The organism is Occultella glacieicola (assembly GCF_004353825.1).
Classification (GTDB): domain Bacteria; phylum Actinomycetota; class Actinomycetes; order Actinomycetales; family Beutenbergiaceae; genus Occultella; species Occultella glacieicola.
In genome coordinates this window covers 409,532-427,185 of the sequence record NZ_SMNA01000001.1, presented here as the reverse complement: position 1 = coordinate 427,185, position 17,654 = coordinate 409,532, and the positions used below count along the sequence as shown (strand labels likewise).

Annotated in this window: 19 protein-coding genes; 13 read left to right on the top strand and 6 right to left on the bottom strand. The window is 71.3% G+C overall.

Annotation, left to right across the window (positions count from 1 at the left end; genetic code table 11):
- The first annotated feature begins 23 nt into the window (after window positions 1–23).
- Both EXU48_RS01930 and EXU48_RS01925 read left to right on the top strand, forming a co-directional pair.
- The gene (locus tag EXU48_RS01930; RefSeq protein WP_133105873.1) at window positions 24–383 is read left to right on the top strand and encodes a YciI family protein; all 360 of its coding nucleotides are present in this window, start codon (window positions 24–26) and stop codon (window positions 381–383) included.
- Window positions 384–390: 7 nt separating this feature from the next.
- On the top strand, window positions 391–1,623 hold the full coding sequence (locus EXU48_RS01925) for an RNA polymerase sigma factor (RefSeq protein ID WP_133105872.1): 1,233 nt from the start codon (window positions 391–393) through the stop codon (window positions 1,621–1,623).
- Here EXU48_RS01925 and EXU48_RS01920 read toward each other — a convergent pair.
- Complete coding sequence (locus tag EXU48_RS01920; RefSeq protein ID WP_133105871.1) at window positions 1,595–2,197, bottom strand: hypothetical protein; 603 nt, start codon at window positions 2,195–2,197, stop codon at window positions 1,595–1,597. The genes EXU48_RS01925 and EXU48_RS01920 overlap by 29 nt on opposite strands.
- 135 nt (window positions 2,198–2,332) lie before the next feature.
- Between EXU48_RS01920 and EXU48_RS01915 the strand changes: the two genes are divergently transcribed.
- From EXU48_RS01915 to EXU48_RS24405, 3 genes are all read left to right on the top strand, one after another.
- Window positions 2,333–2,749: a hypothetical protein gene (locus EXU48_RS01915; RefSeq protein ID WP_133105870.1), complete on the top strand. Its 417-nt coding sequence runs from the start codon at window positions 2,333–2,335 to the stop codon at window positions 2,747–2,749.
- Window positions 2,734–3,348: a hypothetical protein gene (locus EXU48_RS01910; RefSeq protein ID WP_133105869.1), complete on the top strand. Its 615-nt coding sequence runs from the start codon at window positions 2,734–2,736 to the stop codon at window positions 3,346–3,348. Before EXU48_RS01915 ends, EXU48_RS01910 begins: the two co-directional genes overlap by 16 nt.
- Window positions 3,349–3,603: 255 nt before the next feature.
- Entirely contained in the window at window positions 3,604–3,756 is a 153-nt protein-coding gene (locus tag EXU48_RS24405) for a hypothetical protein (protein WP_165962651.1), read from the top strand.
- Window positions 3,757–3,775: 19 nt separating this feature from the next.
- Here EXU48_RS24405 and EXU48_RS01905 read toward each other — a convergent pair whose 3' ends face one another.
- Complete coding sequence (locus tag EXU48_RS01905; protein ID WP_133105868.1) at window positions 3,776–4,885, bottom strand: winged helix DNA-binding domain-containing protein; 1,110 nt, start codon at window positions 4,883–4,885, stop codon at window positions 3,776–3,778.
- Window positions 4,886–4,964: 79 nt separating this feature from the next.
- Window positions 4,965–5,852: a LysR substrate-binding domain-containing protein gene (locus EXU48_RS01900; protein WP_133105867.1), complete on the bottom strand. Its 888-nt coding sequence runs from the start codon at window positions 5,850–5,852 to the stop codon at window positions 4,965–4,967.
- Between the two features lie 103 nt (window positions 5,853–5,955).
- On the opposite strand from EXU48_RS01900, the gene EXU48_RS01895 reads away from it, so the two are divergent.
- The 6 genes from EXU48_RS01895 to EXU48_RS01870 are packed head-to-tail and all read left to right on the top strand — an operon-like array spanning window position 5,956 to window position 12,606.
- Window positions 5,956–6,942 (top strand): hydroxyacid dehydrogenase, encoded by a 987-nt coding sequence (locus EXU48_RS01895; protein ID WP_133105866.1) that lies wholly within the window; start codon window positions 5,956–5,958, stop codon window positions 6,940–6,942.
- Entirely contained in the window at window positions 6,939–8,120 is a 1,182-nt protein-coding gene (locus EXU48_RS01890) for a mandelate racemase/muconate lactonizing enzyme family protein (RefSeq protein ID WP_207947581.1), read from the top strand. Before EXU48_RS01895 ends, EXU48_RS01890 begins: the two co-directional genes overlap by 4 nt.
- A 5-nt stretch (window positions 8,121–8,125) precedes the next feature.
- Window positions 8,126–8,989: a sugar phosphate isomerase/epimerase family protein gene (locus EXU48_RS01885; RefSeq protein WP_207947580.1), complete on the top strand. Its 864-nt coding sequence runs from the start codon at window positions 8,126–8,128 to the stop codon at window positions 8,987–8,989.
- Between the two features lie 47 nt (window positions 8,990–9,036).
- Window positions 9,037–10,038 (top strand): ABC transporter permease, encoded by a 1,002-nt coding sequence (locus tag EXU48_RS01880; RefSeq protein WP_235856782.1) that lies wholly within the window; start codon window positions 9,037–9,039, stop codon window positions 10,036–10,038.
- Window positions 10,035–10,922, top strand: coding sequence for a carbohydrate ABC transporter permease (locus tag EXU48_RS01875; protein WP_207947579.1), 888 nt, complete (start codon window positions 10,035–10,037; stop codon window positions 10,920–10,922). The genes EXU48_RS01880 and EXU48_RS01875 overlap by 4 nt, the downstream gene beginning before the upstream one ends.
- Window positions 10,923–10,968: 46 nt before the next feature.
- Window positions 10,969–12,606: an extracellular solute-binding protein gene (locus tag EXU48_RS01870; protein ID WP_133105865.1), complete on the top strand. Its 1,638-nt coding sequence runs from the start codon at window positions 10,969–10,971 to the stop codon at window positions 12,604–12,606.
- A 51-nt stretch (window positions 12,607–12,657) separates the two neighbouring features.
- Here the strand turns inward: EXU48_RS01870 and EXU48_RS01865 are convergent, their stop codons facing one another.
- Complete coding sequence (locus EXU48_RS01865; protein WP_133105864.1) at window positions 12,658–13,260, bottom strand: rRNA adenine N(6)-methyltransferase family protein; 603 nt, start codon at window positions 13,258–13,260, stop codon at window positions 12,658–12,660.
- A gap of 72 nt (window positions 13,261–13,332) precedes the next feature.
- On the bottom strand, window positions 13,333–13,788 hold the full coding sequence (locus tag EXU48_RS01860) for a DUF6463 family protein (RefSeq protein ID WP_207947578.1): 456 nt from the start codon (window positions 13,786–13,788) through the stop codon (window positions 13,333–13,335).
- A 96-nt stretch (window positions 13,789–13,884) separates the two neighbouring features.
- Between EXU48_RS01860 and EXU48_RS01855 the strand changes: the two genes are divergently transcribed.
- Both EXU48_RS01855 and EXU48_RS01850 read left to right on the top strand, forming a co-directional pair.
- Window positions 13,885–14,604: a dienelactone hydrolase family protein gene (locus EXU48_RS01855; RefSeq protein ID WP_133105863.1), complete on the top strand. Its 720-nt coding sequence runs from the start codon at window positions 13,885–13,887 to the stop codon at window positions 14,602–14,604.
- Window positions 14,605–14,622: 18 nt separating this feature from the next.
- On the top strand, window positions 14,623–15,333 hold the full coding sequence (locus EXU48_RS01850; RefSeq protein WP_133105862.1) for an LmeA family phospholipid-binding protein: 711 nt from the start codon (window positions 14,623–14,625) through the stop codon (window positions 15,331–15,333).
- A gap of 1 nt (window position 15,334) precedes the next feature.
- Here EXU48_RS01850 and EXU48_RS01845 read toward each other — a convergent pair whose 3' ends face one another.
- A complete protein-coding gene (locus EXU48_RS01845; RefSeq protein WP_133106076.1) occupies window positions 15,335–17,359 on the bottom strand; it encodes a S9 family peptidase in 2,025 nt (674 codons plus the stop codon).
- Window positions 17,360–17,654 lie beyond the last annotated feature (295 nt).

Below are 17,654 nucleotides of genomic sequence, written 5' to 3'. Positions count from 1 at the left end.
GCCGTCGAACAGGAGGAACCGACATGACGCAGTACCTGCTCTCCATCTGGAGCACCGACCAGGAGATGGCCGACATCCCCGCCGAGGGTCTCGAGGAGGCCTACGCGCAGGTGGGGGCCTTCAACGACTCGCTGCAGCAGGCCGGGGCCTGGGTGTTCGGTGGCGGACTCGAGCCGTCCAGCACCGCCACGAAGGTCGACAGCACCCAGGGCGACGCGGTGGTCACCGACGGCCCGTTCCTGGAGACGAAGGAACAGCTCGGCGGCTTCTGGGTGATCGAGGCCCCGGACCTGGACGCGGCCCTGAAGTACGCCGACCAGGCCTCGAAGGCCTGCTTCTCCCCGGTCGAGGTTCGCCCGTTCCAGGCGGAACCGACCGAGTGAGCCGCCGATGACGCCGGACGCGACCGCCGCCGTCGGGCGGGTGTTCCGCGAGGAACACGGACGGTGCGTGGCCACCCTGACCCGCGTCCTCGGCGACCTCTCCCTCGCCGAGGACGCGGTGCAGGACGCGTTCATCGCCGCCGTGGAGCGGTGGCCCCGGGACGGGACACCACCGAACCCCGGGGCGTGGATCGTGGTGACCGCCCGCAACCGGGCCATCGACCGGCTCCGCCGGGAGGCGAAGAGCCATGACAAGTACGCCGAGGCCGCGCTGCTGCACGCACGCGACGAGCCCGAGCCGGTGGGTCCGGTGAGGGACGACCAGCTCCGGATGATCTTCACCTGCGCCCACCCGGCCATCGCCCCGGCCGCGCGGGTGGCGCTCACGCTGCGCACCCTGGGTGGGCTCACCACGCCGGAGATCGCCCGGGCGTTCCTCGTGCCCGAGGCGACCATGGCCCAGCGGATCGTGCGGGCCAAGCGCAAGATCACGGCCGCGAACATCCCCTACCGGGTGCCCGAGGACCACGACTTGCCGGACCGGCTGACGTCGGTGCTCGCGGTCGTCTACCTGATCTTCAACGAGGGCTACACCGCGTCGAGCGGGGATGACCTGGTGCGCGCGGACCTGTGCCGCGAGGCGATCCGCCTGGGCCGGGTGCTCGTCGAGCTGATGCCGGACGAACCGGAGGCCCGCGGGCTGCTCGCCCTGATGCTGCTGACCGAGTCCCGGCGTGCGGCCCGCACCGGGCCCGACGGGGAGTTCGTGCTGCTCGCCGACCAGGACCGCGACCGCTGGGACGCCGACCTGATCGCGGAGGGCCAGGATCTGGTCCGCGCCTGCCTGCGTCGGGGCGCCCCCGGCCCGTACCAACTGCAGGCCGCGATCAACGCGGTCCACAGCGACGCCGCGACCCACGCGCAGACCGACTGGTTCCAGGTCCTCGCGCTCTACGACCAGCTTCTCTCATGGAGCCCGACGGCGGTGGTGCGGTTGAACCGGGCCGTCGCCCTTGCGCAGGTGGCCGGGCCGGGGCCGGCCCTGGCCGAGGTGGACGTCCTCGACGGGCTCGACGGCTACCACCTGTTCCACGCGACCCGGGCCGAGTTCCTGACCGAGCTGGGCCGGACCGGCGAGGCGGCCGCCGCGCTGCGACGGGCAATGGAGCTGACCGACAACGCCGCCGAGACGGACCTGCTGCGGGGGCGGCTCACCGCGCTCGGTACTCCCCCGGCCTGAGCCCGGGCGGCTCGGGCAGATCCGGGCGGGCCGACCGGTCCGAATCCCCACCGGTCGGCGAACCCGGGCGACCCCCGGGTCGACGTCGCTCCGGCTCGGCGAGCATCGACCTGACCAGGCCGGTCACGAACGCCACCGCGATGCCGAGCCCGATCGCGACGACCGGGCCGGTGAGACCCTGCCCGGACATCGCCTGCACCGGTGCGGCCAGCCACGACGGCATCGGTGAGAGGTAGTAGAGGAGCCCCGGCTCGCAGGTGATCGACCCGCCTCCGGACGCGGTCACCTCCAGCGTGGCCTGCGCGAAGAACGCCACCCCGTTGATCTCGTAGCTGCCCGAGGACAGCGTCTCGACCTGCGTCAGCCCACCCTCGAACGTGCACCGGCCCCCGCCCAGATAGTCGTCCGTCAGCAGGGTGACCAGGGATCCCGCGTCCCCCTCGACGGTGGTGGTGCCCTGCCGGAAGTCGTGGCTGCCGATCACCAGGAGCAGCGGGCCGGCGAGCACGGTCACCGCACCGCAGGCCGCCACGAGGATGGCGATCACCCGCAGCAGACCGAGGAGGCTTCTCATACCGGCACGATCGCTGCGCCCCGGCTCCTACCGATCCCAGTGTCTGACGACGAGCCCACTCCTTCCGCGGATGCTTGTCCACAGCGGTTCCGAACGACAGCATCCGAGCCTCCGTGGTCCGCCATGATGAGCGACATGAGGGGACCGATCGCCCGGCTCTCGCACAGAGCCCACGCTAGGCACGCGGAACAGTCGGTCGCGCGGCGCGGCGCGGCGATCGCCGAACTCACGCTCTTCCCGCAGGCTTGGAAGCACCGACGCGTGGATAGCATGAGGCTCGAGAGCGGAGACCGCGGGCGTTGGCGCATCTCGATCGACTGCACGGTGCCGAACGACGTCAGACTTACCTGGTCCCGAGGGCGTGATGCCCAGTTGGTTGTTCCGATCACTCTCTTTCGCAAGGGCCCGCTCAAGGACTTCAATATCACCGGGCCGGATGGCGCCCCGCTGCCCGTGCTTGGGATGCGCGACAGCGCCGCGCTGGCCCTGGAGATGCTCCGATTCACATTGAGCGTGGATGGCCGACGAACCCGCAATTGGCAACGGCTCTGAAGCAGATTCTGCTGACGCCCGGCGGTTGGTCACCCGCAGGCGGATCACCGGCCGAACTTCTTCTCAATACGGGCTCATTCGGTGACGAACCCATCCTGGTCCCGAAGGAACTGGCGATGATCGGCGAGGCATCCCGGTCACTCCTGTTCGACCTGGAGGAGAACTTCATTCTGTTCGCGCTCGTCTCCCCCGAGCACGCTGGCGTTCGACGGGTACTGAAGACATCGCATTTCTTTCACATCGAACTCCGGGGGCCGGCGATACTTGCCAGCCTGGGGGCGCGTCCGGCGGCCCTCGCGATCCCGGTGCCAGCGGCTGGAGATGCAGCTTCGTACCACCTGGAGGTACACCTGCCGAGTGGCGTGGTGTCCGAGTCACTTGAACTTCCGTCCGGGTCCAGCAACCCAACTGGTGCACAGGACGAGTTCGGCGGCGTAGTAGCGCACGCCCACGGCGCCTTCGAGGTGCGCAGTGAGTCCGAACGATCGGCCTATGCGTACCTGGTCGCGTCCGGAGGACTCGGCGGCGTTGCTCTTCTCTTCTCGCCCTTCCTGCAGTTGTGGTCACGGTGTTTCTCGGAGTCCGCGAACATGCCCTGACGTCCAGGCTGTTGACGCCGCTACGACTCATCATCGGCGCGTGCACCGGTTTGCTCGTGACTGCGGCAGCATCGCTCACCTGGGAGTTACGAGATCCCTGGTTCATGATCTTCTGGTACGCCGCGCTCGCCATCTCAGGTGCGTTCGTGGCGATGTGCACTTGGGGATCGATCGTTCGTTCGCTGCGCCTCCGTGCATCGCGTCGGATGGCTGCAGTACGCTCAAGAGTCACGAATTAGCGAAGGCGAAAAGCCCATGGCGACACCACAGCGCGACCCGAGCAAGTTTGGCTCCTACGGCAAGGCCACCACACTGGAAGGCCGACGGACGGCGGTCGTGCCCGCCAAGCGCAGCGACTATGACCGCAGCGCTCAGAAGATCCGCGAGGCCGCACGCAAGACCCGCTGACGTCGGACGCTAGGGCGGCTCACGGCAGTTCGGTGTAGCGCCGGTCGATGGCGGCGCGGTCCCGCGGGCCGAGCGGGGCGAACGGCTCCGGCGCGATCCGGGTCCTCGCGCCCGTGCCGGCGCGCTTCCAGGTGGCGATCACCTGCCCGCCCTTGACGACGGTGGCCCGGAACATGCCGTTGCCGCCGGGCACGATCCGGGCCTCGAACTCCGCCGGCACGGCGAAGGTGCGGTCGGCGTAGCCGAGCATGAACTCGTCGAAGCCGGGCAGCAGCCGCAGCCGCCGAGCCTGCGCGCGGTGCTCGGCGAGCAGGTCGGGCAGCGCGGGGTCCATCAGGTGCTCGATGCCGTCGACCTCGACGGCGGTGAACTCCTCGCGTACGGCGCTCACCCCGGCGCGGGCGTCGGTGAGGGAGAGCGAGGCCCAGCGGGCGAGGTCCCGGTCGGTGGCCGGCCCGTGGCTGCGCAGGTACCGGCGGGCCCACTCGGCCAGGGCGCCGTCGCGGTCCAGATGCACGGGTTCGGGGATCCAGGCCCCGTAGGCGACCACGTGCTGCTCGGTGCCGGACAGCGGCCCGAGCACGAGGGTGGCCTCCTGGCAGAGCTGACCGAGCAGGTGCACGGCGGTCTGGGAGTGCGCCAGCAGGCCGGCCGCCTGCCAGAGTCCGAACAGGTCCGCCCGGCGCAGGCCCACGCGGTGGCTGGTCGCCCCACCGCCGGACGCGTCGTCCCGTGGGCCGGGGCGCTCGGCGAGCGCGTCCAGCGCGATCTCCCGGGCCCGGTCCAGGACCGCGTCGGTGATCCCCAGTTCGGCGCGACGACGCGCGGCACCGGCGATCATCCGCGGCGACGTGACGGCCAGCATCCAGCCGAGGTCCTCCGCCGGGACCAGGTGCAGCGTCCCGCGCATCGGCCACGAGCGCACCACCTGCCCCGTGGCCAGGGCCTCCTCGACGCCCCGGCGAGTTCCGCCGTCGACCCGGAGTGCGATCGAGGTGAGCGCACCCGGCAGGTCCTGCGCCTGCGCGGCGCCGAGGTGGCGCACCGCGTCCGCGGCCGTGGCGCATCGGGGACCGGCGAGGCGCTGCGCGATCAGGCGGAGCAGGGCGAGCTCTCGGCGCGTGATCATGGGGTGAGTATGGCAAGGACCGCCGACGCCCGAGCGGCCCGGGTTCGCGTCTCCGTCACCCGACCCCTGGCCCGTGGCGTCAGGGCTGCAACCGGGCCCGCAGGTACGCGATCACATTGATCAGGGCCGGATTCATCGTGTCGCGGCGCCAACAGGCGTGCAGCGTGACCAGTGGCGACGAGCCCGCCACCTCGCGGTGGATGACGCCGTCGAACCTCATGGCCGCCGCCGAGCGCGGGACGAGCGCGATGCCGCGGCGGGCCCGCACCAGAGCGAGGGCGGTGGACAGCTGGGACACGCGTTGCGCGGCCACGAAGTTCTCGCTGCCGAGCAGCCGCACGCAGAGGTCGTGGAGGTAGTCCGTGCCGTCCTCGGCGTACTCCAGGATCGGCTCGTCGATGAGGTCGTCCGCAGCGATCGGGCCGTCCTTCTCCGCGAGATGGTGGCCCACCGGGAGGGCCACGATCAACGGCTCGGCATGGACCGCTTGGGCATCGAACTCCTCGGTCGGCACCGGCGGGCGGACGAGGCCGAGGTCGATCCGGCCGTCGGCCAGGGCCTGCAGCTGTTCGGCACCGCTGAGCTCGACCAGCGCGACCTCCAGTTGCGCCAGTTCGAAGCTGATCTCGGTCAGGAGCGGCTCGAGCGTGCTCAGCGCCGCGGCGCTGATGAAGGCGACCTGGATCCGACCGGCCCGTCCCGCGGCAACTCGCCTGGCAGTCTCCGGTGCCCCCTCGGAGAGCGAGAGGATGCGCCGGGCGTCGCGCAGGAACACGTGCCCGGCGACGGTCAGCTGCACACCGCGAGGCCCACGCTCGAACAGGGAGACGCCGACGGCCCGCTCCAGGCCCTGGACCTGCCGGCTGAGGGAGGGCTGGCTGGTCAGCAGCGACTGCGCCGCTCGGCCGAAGTGACCGTGCTCGGCGACGGCCACGAAGCCGCGGAGCTGAGCCAGCGTGTAGACCATGCAGAGAACGTATCAAGCCATGCGATATCGGGCTTGGACGCGCATGACCCCTGCGGCCTAGCCTCCAATCAACCGCACCCGTTCCAGACCCTAGGAGTCCTGCGTGATCAGCCTCTCAGCCCTGATGACCCCAGCCCGAGCCGAGGATGTCTGCTCCCCGGCGACGCGCCACTGGTTGGAGTCCACCTTCTCCGTGCGCTGGGGGAGCACGGAACTCGGCGTCGAGGAGGTCGCCGACCTCGTCACCGGCGCCGACGTGGTGCTCAGCAGCTGGGGAACCCCGCACCTGGACACGACGCTGCTCACCGCCGGGCGCACGCCGAAGACCGTGGCGCATGCCGCCGGCTCCGTGAAGCGGTTGGTCGACCTCGACGCCATGGCGGCCGGAACGACCGTCTTCTCGGCGGGCGAGCGGATCGCGCTGTCCGTCGGCGAGTACTGCCTCGGTGCAATCCTGACGCTGCTCCGCCGCCTGCCTCAGCTCGACCGGGCGCTGCGGGACGGCGGCTGGAAGCAGCCCCGGCTGCGCGGCTCGGAACTGACCGGACGGACGGTCGGGCTGGTCGGGGCGAGTTCCACGGCACGCGCCCTCATCCGCCTGCTGCAACCGTTCGCCGTCGACCTGCTCGTCTTCGATCCGTACCTGACCGCAGAGCGGGCGGGCGCGCTCGGCGTGCGCCGGGCGTCCCTGATCGAGGTGATGGACGCCGACATCATCTCCCTGCACGTGCCGAGCACCCCGGAGACGGAGGGCCTGATCGGCGCCGACCTCATCGCCAGGATCCGGCCGGGCACGATCCTGGTCAACTCCGCACGGGCCGCGACCCTGGACGGTCCCGCCCTCACCGAGGCGATCCTCGAGGGCCGGATCCTCGCCGCCCTGGACGTGTTCCAGCCCGAACCACCCACCCTCTCCGCCGAGCTGCGCGCCGCGCCGAACGTCCTGCTCACACCGCACGTCGCCGGCGACACCATCCAGGGGCACGCGGACCTCAGCCGGTTCGTCATGGCCGACGTCGAGGCCTGGCTGCGCGATGGCACCCGGGGCACCTCCTACGTCGATCCGGCGCGGCTGGCGGTCAGCGCGTGAACGCCGTGCCGACCGCGTCACGCACCCAGCACGGTGTCGTCAGCAGGATCGACGCCGTCGAGGTGTTCGCGGTGCCGGTGCCGTTCAAACACCGGTTCGTCCTCGGCAGCGGATCGGTGGGTTCCGCGCACGAGCACGGTGACGTGCTGTTCGTGAAGCTCACCGCCACCGACGGCCACGTCGGCTGGGGCGAGCAGCGCGCCCTCCCGAGCTGGAGCCACGAGACCGTCGAGACGATGGCGGTGATCATCCGCCGCTACCTGGCGCCGCTGCTGATCGGCACCGACCCGACCCGGGTCGAGTCGTTCCATCGCCGCGCGAGCGCGGTCCTGAGCCCGTCTGTCTCCAGTGCGTTCCCGTTCGCCAAGGCGGCCGTCGACATCGCCCTGCACGACCTGGCCGGGCGGGTGCTGGGCGTGCCGGTGCACGCGCTGCTGGGCGGCGCCACCCGCACCGAGCTGCCGCTGTGCTCGGCGATCGGGGTGGACCCGCTGGACGTGGTCCGTCGGCGGGTCCTCGAGTCGAGCGAGCTGCACGCCTACAAGGTGAAGATCTCCGGCGACGTGAGCGCGGACGCCGCCGCCGTGCACACGGTCGCCGCGCACGCCCAGGGGAAGCCGATCTGGCTGGACGCGAACCAGTCCTACCGCCCCGCCGCCGTGCATCAGCTCCTGGGGCAGCTCGAGGACGTGCCGAACCTGTACTGCCTCGAGCAGCCGGTGCCGAGCGTGGACTGGGGCGGGATGCGCCGCGTGCGGTCGAAGACCGACCTGCCGATCGCGATCGACGAGGGCAACTTCAGCAGTGCCGACCTGGCCCGGAACATCACGCTCGACATGGCCGACCTGGTGGTGGTGAAGGTCTGCAAGGCGGGTGGACTGCGCGCGGCCCTGCGGACCGTCGCCGTCGCCGAGGCGCACGGCCTCGAGGTCCTCGCCAGTGGACTGACCGACTGCGGGATCGGCTTCGCGGCCGCCCTGCACCTGTTCAGCCTGGTGGACCTGGCGCTGCCGGCGGAGCTCAACGGCCCGGAACTGCTCGCCGAGCTGTTCGTCGACGGACTGCAGATCACCGACGGTGTGGCGCGGGTCCCGGACGGTCCGGGGCTCGGCGTCGACGTGGACGAGGACCAGATCCGGGCGCTGGCGCGCCCCCTGAACTACGGAGAGCAGGACTGATCACCATGACAGAAGCAGAAACCGCCGTGGGCGGTGTGATGTCACGGGAGCGGATCATCTGGTCCGTCTTCGCCAAGCCCTGGGCGGACCTGTCCGGCGCGCAGCTCGGCACCCTCGTCTCCGGCATCGGGTTCACCGGCGTCGAGATCCCGGTGCGGCCGAACAGTTTCGTGACCCCTCAGCGGGTCGAGGCCCGCCTTCCCGAGTTCGTCGCACAGCTCGGCGACTCCGGGGTGGTCCCGATCAGCGTCGCCGGCGACCTGACCGAGCCGACGTTCGCCGCCTGTCAGGCGTCCGGCGTGCCGACCATCCGGGTGATGGCACCGATCGAAGCGGACGGCTACATCGCGTCCGTGGCCAGGTTCCGGGCCCAGCTGCAACAGTCCGCACGGTGGGCCCGCCAGTACGGCGTCAAGGTCGGGGTGCAGCCCCACCATGGTCGGTACGTCGCCTCCACCGCGCAGGTCCTCGACCTGCTGGACGGTCTCCCGCACGCGGACTTCACGCTGATCTGGGATGCGGCGCACGACGCGCTCGCCGGGGACGACCCGATGCTCACCCTCGAGATCGCGGCACCACGGCTGGGCATCGTGAACCTGAAGAACGCCGTCTACCGCGCCCTGGCACCGCAACCAGGACACGACTCCGCGACCAGGACCCGGACCCAGTGGCGTCCCTGGTACGTGGAGGGCGCCGAAGGGCTGTCCGACTGGTCCGCGGTGATGTCCCAGGTGCGGCTGCGCAACTACGCCGGACCGGTCTGCCTGAGCGGCCAGTACACCGAACCGGACCGGCCACTGACCGAGGTGGTGGCCCGGGACCTCGCGCTCGCGCGCCGCCTCTACGACGCCGCCGCCGGCACCGACTGACTGCGGGCACTCGTCCATCCATCGACACGCGTCCAAAGGAGGAGAGCGTGAGTCACACCGCGACCGACCCGGTCGCCGTACGGGCCCCCGAGGCCCGGGCGGTCACCGGGGCGACCCGCCCGCCGTCACGCCGGCACAAGCAGCGTTGGTACCGGCGGCTGCACCGCGACCGGGCCCTGATCCTGATGGCCGTCCCCGGCATGGCCCTGGTCCTGGGGTTCCACTACCTGCCCCTGATCGGCAACGTGATCGCGTTCCAGGACTACGTCCCGTTCCTGCCGTTCGGGTCCAGCCCGTGGGTGGGGCTGGAGAACTTCGAGGTCATCCTCAACGGCGACCCGGCGTTCCTGCGTGCGCTGCGCAACACACTCGTGCTGACCCTCGTCCAGGTCGTGTTCGTGTTCCCGGCGCCGATCGCGCTGGCCCTGCTGCTGAACAGCCTGCTGTCCGAGCGGATCAAACGCGTGGTCCAGTCGATCCTGTACCTCCCGCACTTCCTGTCCTGGGTGATCGTGGTCGCGGTGTTCCAGCAGATCGTCGGCGGCAGCGGACTCATCAACAACACGCTGCGGGCGAATGGCCTCGACCCGATCTCGCTGATGGGCAACTCGGACCTGTTCGTGACCCTGCTGACCACCCAGGTGATCTGGAAGGACACCGGCTGGGCGACGATCCTGTTCCTGGCCGCCCTCTCGCAGATCGACTCCTCCCTCTACGAGGCGGCCAGCGTGGACGGCGCCTCCCGGATCCGCCAGCTCTGGCACGTCACCCTGCCGGGCATCCGCGGCCTGATCATCCTGCTGCTGATCCTGCGGCTCGGCGACTCCCTCACGGTCGGCTTCGAGCAGATCATCCTGCAGCAGCACAGTGTCGGCCTGGCCGCGAGCGAGGTCCTGGACACCTACGTCTACAACAACGGCATCGTCGGCGGGCAGTGGGGCGTCTCGGCAGCGGTCGGACTCGTCAAGGGAGTGGTCGGCGTGATCCTGGTCCTCGGCGCCAACAAGGTCGCGCACATCTTCGGGGAAGCGGGGGTGTACAAGTCATGAGCGCCTCCCGCCGCCTGGACGCACCGCCGATGCCGGCGCGTGCCGTCAAGGGCATCGCACTGACGGTGATCTGCGCCCTGGTGATCATCCCGTTCGTCGGCATCGTGTCCACCAGCCTGGCGACCCGTGAACAGGTCAACGCGGCGGGCGGGTTCGTGCTGTTCCCGTCGAGCGTCACCTGGGACGCCTACCGGTCGATCTTCGCCGGTGGCGTGGTCTCGCAGGCGATGCTGGTCAGCATCGGGATCACCGTGGTCGGAACCGCGGTGAGCCTGGTCGCCTCGACGCTGCTCGCCTACGCCCTCTCCCGGCAGGGTTCGTTCGGGCAGAAGCCGATGCTGATGCTGGTGCTGCTGACCCTGCTGTTCTCGCCCGGGATGATCCCGAACTACCTGGTGGTCAAGGAGTTCGGGCTGCTGGACAGTTACTGGGCCCTGATCCTGCCGACGGCCCTGAGCGGGTTCAACGTGATCGTCCTGCGCTCCTTCTTCATGGGCATCCCCGCGGAACTGACCGACTCCGCCCGCATCGACGGCGCCGGCCACCTTCGGATCTTCACGAACATCGTGCTGCCGCTCTCCAAGGCCGTGCTGGCCGTGATCGGGCTGTTCTACGCGGTGGGGTACTGGAACGCGTTCTTCAACGCGCTGCTCTACATGAACGACTCCGGCAAGTGGCCGCTCCAGCTCGTGCTGCGCACCTACGTCGTCAACAACGCGGAGCTGGGGGCCTCCGACCTCGGCGCCACGGTGGACGTGGTGCCACCGCAGGCCTCGGTACAGATGGCGATCCTCGTGGTCACGATCGTTCCGATCCTGATCGTCTACCCCTTCCTCCAGCGTCACTTCGCCAAAGGCGTCCTCACCGGAGCGGTCAAAGGCTGACCGCCCGCCCCGCGACGTCGTCCCCCGGAATCGAAAGGAACACATCATGAGCACGTTCATCTCCCGCCGCAACGTCCTGCGCGGAGGTCTCGGCGGCCTGGCCGCCCTCGCCGCCGCACCGACCCTGGCCGGCTGCTCGGACTCGTCCGGGGCGGAGCCGGGCGGCGACCCGTCCGGCCCGGCGGCGGTGCTGCCGACCTACATCCCCTACGAGGGGGTGCAGCCGGACATCGTGGGCGAGGGTGGGATCCCGCACGTGTTCTTCGCCTATCCGTCCGACCCGCAGCCGGCGACCTCCGAGAAGCCGGGCGACGGCGAACCGGTCTCGGCCTCGATGGGCACCTTCGCCCCGATCCCGCCGACGGCGGACCGGAACCCGTACTGGGCCGAGCTGAACGAGCGGGTCGGCTCGGAACTGCAGCTGTCCATCACCCCCGGCGCCGACTACCCGCAACGGTTCGCCACGGCGGTGGCCGGCGACAACCTGGGCGACATCTTCAACGTCGACGACTCGTTGTCGCAACTGCCGCAGTTCCTCGAGGCCAAGTGCCAGGACCTCACCGAGTTCCTGGCCGGCGACGCGATCGCGGACTACCCGTTCCTGGCGAACCTGCCCACCGACTCCTGGCGAGGCACCGTCTTCAACGGCAGGATCTACGGCCTGCCGGTGCAGCGGGGTATCACCGGCTCCCAGATCATCTTCACCCGCGACGACCTGTTCGAGGCCCGCGGCGTCGACCCGTCCTTCGCCGGCCTCGACGAGTTCCTGCAGCTGTGCCGGGACATGACCGACCCGCAGGGCAACGCCTGGGCGCTCACCGAGATCCCGTTCGTGGTCCTGCAGTCGATGGTCGGCATCACGAACGAGTGGATGGTCGACGACGCCGGGGCGTTCACGCACGCCCTGGAGGTGCCGGAGCAGAAGGATGCGCTCGAGTTCGGCCGCCGACTGGTCGAGGAGGGCCTCGTCCACCCCGACGGTGTGGGCGGCGCGAACGCCGACGCCAAGGCCTGGTTCAGCCAGGGTTCGGCCGCCGTGATCGAGGACACCTACACGGCCGTGGCCGGCTTCTTCGCCCGGAACACGATCGGCGACGCCTACCGGCTCGGGCTCCAGGTGGCGCCCGGCCCCGACGGCGAGCCGGCCCCGATGTGGCAGGGCATGCCCAACAACTCCTTCACCTCGCTGGCGCAGGCCGACCCGGACCGGATCCGGCTGCTGCTGCAGGTCCTGAACTACCTGGCCGCACCGTTCGGAACCGAGGAGCACCTGTTCCGCAGCTACGGCATCGAGGGCGTGACGTTCGAGTTCGAGGGCAGCGAGCCGGTCCTCACCCAGGACGGCCTGGCCTACACCTCCAACGGCGCGTTCCCGGTCGAGTACCTCGTCGACGCACCCAAGGAGACGTACTTCCCCGGGCGCCCGGACGTGGCCCAGGCGGTGTACGACCACCAGGCGGTCGCCGTTCCGGCCAGTTCCCTCACGGCCTCCTGGGGCCTGTACTCCGAGACCCAGGGCCGGGTCGGCGGGCAACTGACCACGATGCTGAACGACGCCCGCAACGGGATCCTGCTCGGTCGGGAACCGGTGGACTCCTGGGACGAGACGGTCGCCTCGTGGAAGTCCGGTGGCGGGGACGACATCCGGGCCGAGTACGAGGAGGCACACGCCGCACAGGCGTGACTCACGGCCGACGGTCGCTGGCCCGAGCGGCCGGCCGGCCGGTCGGCACGGTCAGCGGCGCATGGGGGCGGCCCGCCGGCCCCGTCGACCCCGCTGACCCTGCCGGCCCCGCTGACCCTGGCGTCGCTGCGGCGCCCGGGTCCGGCGCAGCACCAGCACGGCGCTGTCCGCCCGGGGCGGCGGGTCGAAGGCGGCGGCCGGCACGTGCGCGCCGACCTCGGCCGTGAACCCGCGCGGCGGGGCGGCGGCGTACCGGTTCGCCATCCACCGGGGCACCACCAGGTCGGCCCGGCGCAGCGCCGAGTCCCGGCCGGTCAGGCGCCGGACCAGGGCCGCGGCGACGGCGTAGGGCGGGTTCGCGACGACCCGGAACGGCCTCCGGGGCAGCGGTGTCTCCAGCAGGTCACCCTCCACCACCTGCACCCGGTCCTGACCGGCGACGGCGTGGCGCAGCGACCTGGCCCGGCCGGCGTGCAGTTCCACCGCGATCACCCGGGCGCCGCGCGCGGCCAGCGGCAGGGTCAGCGCACCCGTCCCGGAGCCGAGATCGAGGACGAGGTCGCCCTCACCGACGGCGATGCCGTCGAGGATCCGTTCAGCCCAGGTCGTCCGGAGCCGGTGCCAGCCCCAGCGTCGCTGCCCGTTCCCGGACACGACGCACCATCATGAAGTAGTTGCTCATGACGGCGACGGTAGGTTCCGATGCGCGCGCCGGGCAACGGAATTTCAGCGGTGCGCGCTCCGGTCACCGACGTCCGGACGGAACCGGGGCAGTGAGGCGACGATGAGCAGGATCGCGGGCACCAGGACCAGCAGGAAGCCGCTCGGTCCGACCATGTAGGCGCAGCCGAGGGACCAGCCGAGCAGCACCCAGCCGGCGTAGCCCGGCAGCCGCTCCCCGCGGCGCCCGAGCCGAACGGTCAGCAGCCCGAACAGGATGGCGATCGGCACGAAACTGCCGGGCAGGGCCCAGAACGTGGCGATCGCCCCGACGTCGGCCGTACCGTTCCGGATCGCGCCGCCGAGCCAGTCGGCCCAGTAGGGGTTGCCCGCGAAGACCGCCGTGTGAGCGGCGGCGATGACCACCGTCGACCAGCCGGCGACGATGGTGAGGCGGTTCGGTGTGCGAGCCGTCGTCGACGGCGCCACCTGGGCGGTCTGTCCTGCAGTCTGTGTGGTCATGCCTCCACGCTCGCCGACCGGGCAACTCGGCAGATCCCGCGATCCGGTGATGGTGCTCCCCCGCGGGAGGGAACGCGGCGAGCTACGGTGACGATCATGACCGACCCGACCCATGACGTGCTCACCCTCACCACGGACTCCGGCGACCTGCCCGTGCACCGGTGGCGGCCGCCGTCGGGCACCGGCCCCGGCCTGCTCCTGCTGCAGGAGATCTTCGGCGTCAGCGAGTACATCCGCGGCCGCGCCGCGGATCTGGCGCGGGCCGGGTACGTCGTGTACGCGCCGCAGCTGTACTGGCGGCTGGCGGACGGCGAGCTCGACGAGGCGGCGCCCGACGTGCTCGAGCGTGGGATGGCGCTGGCCGGGCGGTTGCCGTGGGCGGATGCCCTCGGCGACGCGCGCGTGACCCTGGCGGCGCTGCGGGCGGCCCCCGAGGTCAGCGGCGGCGTCGGCGTGGTCGGCTTCTGCTACGGCGGCGGGCTCGCGTTCAACGTGGCCGCGCTCGAGCCTGTGGACGCGTTGGTCTCCTACTACGGCTCGGCACTGCCGGCCCTGCTCGCCCTGGCGCCGGCGATCACGGCGCCGAGCCTGCACCACTTCGGGACCGAGGACGCCTACATCCCCCTGGAGTCGGTCGAGACGATCCGGGCCGCGGTCACCGCTGACAACGGCAGCGCCGAGTTCCGGTTGCACGAGGGCGCCGGTCACGCCTTCGACAACCCGAACCCGATGTTCCACCACGCGCGTGCCGCCGCCGCGGCCTGGCCGGTCACCCTGGCGTTCCTCGGTGATCACCTGGGTGGTTCCCAGGGTTGATCGCTTACCGTGGGGCCCATGTCCCGCGGATGGAAGATCCTGCTCGGCACCCTGGTGCTCCTGGTCGTGCTGCTCGGCGCCGCGTTCGCCGTCGACCGCTACCTGGTGGCGCAGACCGAGGCCCAGCTCGAGGACGAGATCACCACGTCGGTGCCGGAGCTCTCCGGTGACATCGACGTCGAGATCGGCGGCCTCCTGTTCCTGCCCCAGGTGCTCATGGGCCGGCTCGACGACGTGCGGTTCACGTCCGCATCGGCCACATATCAGGACCTGACGTTCCAGGACGTGGACGTGCGACTGCTCGGCGTGAGCACGGGTGAGCCTCGCACCATCGACGACCTCGACCTGCGGATGACCCTGCCGGTCGAGACCCTGCAGGCCGCCCTGGCCTCCTCCGAGGACGTGCCCGAGGGCGTCGGTATCGACGTGGTCGACGGCCAACTGGTGGCGACGGCGAGCCTGCTCGGGCTCCCGGTCACGGTCGGGCTGGAGCCGGTCGCGAACGGGAACGCGATCAGCGTGACCCCGGTCAGCTTCAGCATCGGCGGCGCGAGCGTGGCCGCCGAGGACATCCCGGGGAACCTGCTCGGCGACCTCGGCGGCATGGACGTGCCGATCGAGCAGTTGCCGGAGGGCGTCGAGCTCACCGAGGTCACCGTGGTCGACGGCGGCGTCCAGGTCGCGATCGTGGGCTCCGACCTCGCCCTGGACGACCTCGCCGTCGGCTGACCTACCCGAGCGACTCCGGCAGCGACGGCGCCTCGTCCCCGGTCCGGCCGAGCACGTGCTCGGCCAGGAAGGCGGAGACCACCTGGTACCAGACCTTCGCGTGCTGCGGGGTGAGCACCCAGTGGTTCTCGTCCGGGAAGTACAGGAACCGGTGTGGGCTGTGGCCGTCCTCGTCCGCCGGCAGCGCCGACTTGCTGAGCAGTTCGTACCAGAGCCGCAGGCCCTCGCCGATCGGCACCCGGTAGTCCTTGTCCCCGTGGATCACGAGCATCGGGGTGGCGATCTTCTCCACGGACAGGTGCGGCGAGTTGGCGAGCGCCATCTGCGGGGTCATCTCCCGGCCCCAGAAGTAGCCGGCGTCCGTGGTGGTGCCGAACCCGTCCAGGGCCCACAGGCTCGCGTGCGTGACGATCCCGTTGAACCGGTCGGTGTGGCCGGCCACCCAGTTCGCCATGTAGCCGCCGAACGAGCCGCCCATCGCGCCGGTCCGGGTGGCGTCGATCTCGGGCAACGCCTCCGCGGCGTCGGTCACCGCCATCAGGTCGGTGTACGGCGCCGCACCCCACGCGCCCCAGCCACGCTGGATGAAGTCCTGGCCGTAGCCGGTGCTCAGCGCCGGGTCCGGGAGCAGCACCGCGTAGCCCTGCGCGACCAGCAGCCAGGGGCACCAGCGCCAGCTCCAGGCGTTCCACGAACCGAGCGGGCCGCCGTGGATCCACAGCACCAGCGGGGCGGGGTCGGCCTCGGTGGCACCCTCGGGCACGGCCAGCCAGGCCCGCACCCGGGCGCCGTCGGCGGCGGTCGTCTCGACCTCCGTGAGGGTGCCGGGCAGGCTCGGGCGCGGGGCCGGCGAGCGCAGTGCCGTGACCGGGTCGGCGGCGCCCTCGGACAGATCGATCCGGACCACCTCGGCCGGGAACTCGTAGGAGCTGCGCAGCGCGTAGGCGGCCGACCCGTCCGGGGCCACGACCACGTCGGTGTACGCGGCGTCGTCCGGGGTGAGCCGGCTGCGCTCACCGTCCAGGGTGAGCTTGAACACCGGCGAGCGGCCGTCGTCGTCCGCGGTCACGAGCAGCCCGGAGCCGTCCGGCAGCCACGTCAGCGACGCCGGCCAGTCGTCCCAGTCGGCCCCGAGCCGCTGCGGGGACGTGCCGTCGATGCCGGCGACGTGGAGCGTGACCACGGGCGCGGTCTCCGGGGTGGACAGGGTCTCGCGGATGTACGCGACGCGGCTGCCGTCCGGGCTGATGCGGGCGCCGCCGAACTCCGCCTCCGGTTCGTCGGCGATCGTGGTGCGCTCTCCGGAGGCCACGTCGATGCGCACCAGGATCGACCGCACCGCGCCCTTGGCCATCGGGCGGTTCCAGGAGGTGACCACGGTGGTCCCGTCGGCGCTCAGGTCGAGCCCGGTGTTGGTCAGGTGGGCGCCGGCGTCCGGGGTCAGGTCGCGCAGGTCGAGGGGCGCGTCGGGGTCGGCCGGCGCCTCCGGCGCCTCGTCCGGAGCATCCGCGACGACGGCGGAGGTCGCCTCCGCGACGTACAGCCGGGGTCGGTCCGGGCCGAGGTCGGAGTCCCAGTACCGGACCGGGTAACCGGTGTGCAGGATGGCGTTCACCTTCGTGTCCGAGCGCAGGTCCCGCAGCCTCTGCTCGGACTCGGTGTCCGTGGCCGAGGGCAGCGTGTCCGCCGTGACGACCACCGTGTCCGCGGCGCGGGCCGCGGTGATGCCGCCGACGCCGCCGGGCCTGGTGGCCAGCACCCGGGCCTCCCCGCCGCCGGCGGGCAGCACCCACAGGGCCGGCTTGGCCTTGTCCTCGCCGGTCTCGGCGGTGGCCCGCTTCGCGACGAACAGCAGGTCGCCGGCCGCGGTGAACGTGGCCTGGCTCTCGCCCTTCGTGCCGCGGGTGATCCGACGCGCGGGCCGCTCCCCCGCCGGGTCCACGTCCCACTGCGAGGTGACGTACGCCGTCGAGTCGTGGTTCAGGGCGGCGACACCCACGACCAGGCGGGTGCCGTCCGGGGACATCGTCAGGCCGCCCACGCGGGGCAGCGCGAGGTAGGCGTCGAGGTCGTGGAAGGGGGTGGGCGGGGCGGCGGCCTCGCCGGACCCGGGAGCCGGGGAGGTGCCGGTCGCGTTGGCCGGGGTGTCGGCCGTGCTCGCCGCGGCGGCGGGTGGGGTGGTCGCGTCATTGCCGAACGTGTTGGTGGTCACCGCACGGTCCTATCACGCGAACCTGCGCCGTGTCGTCACTCGCGGCCGGACTCGGTACCGATCCGACGACGTTCACCTTCGAAGGTTTCAACCATCGTCGGACGAATCG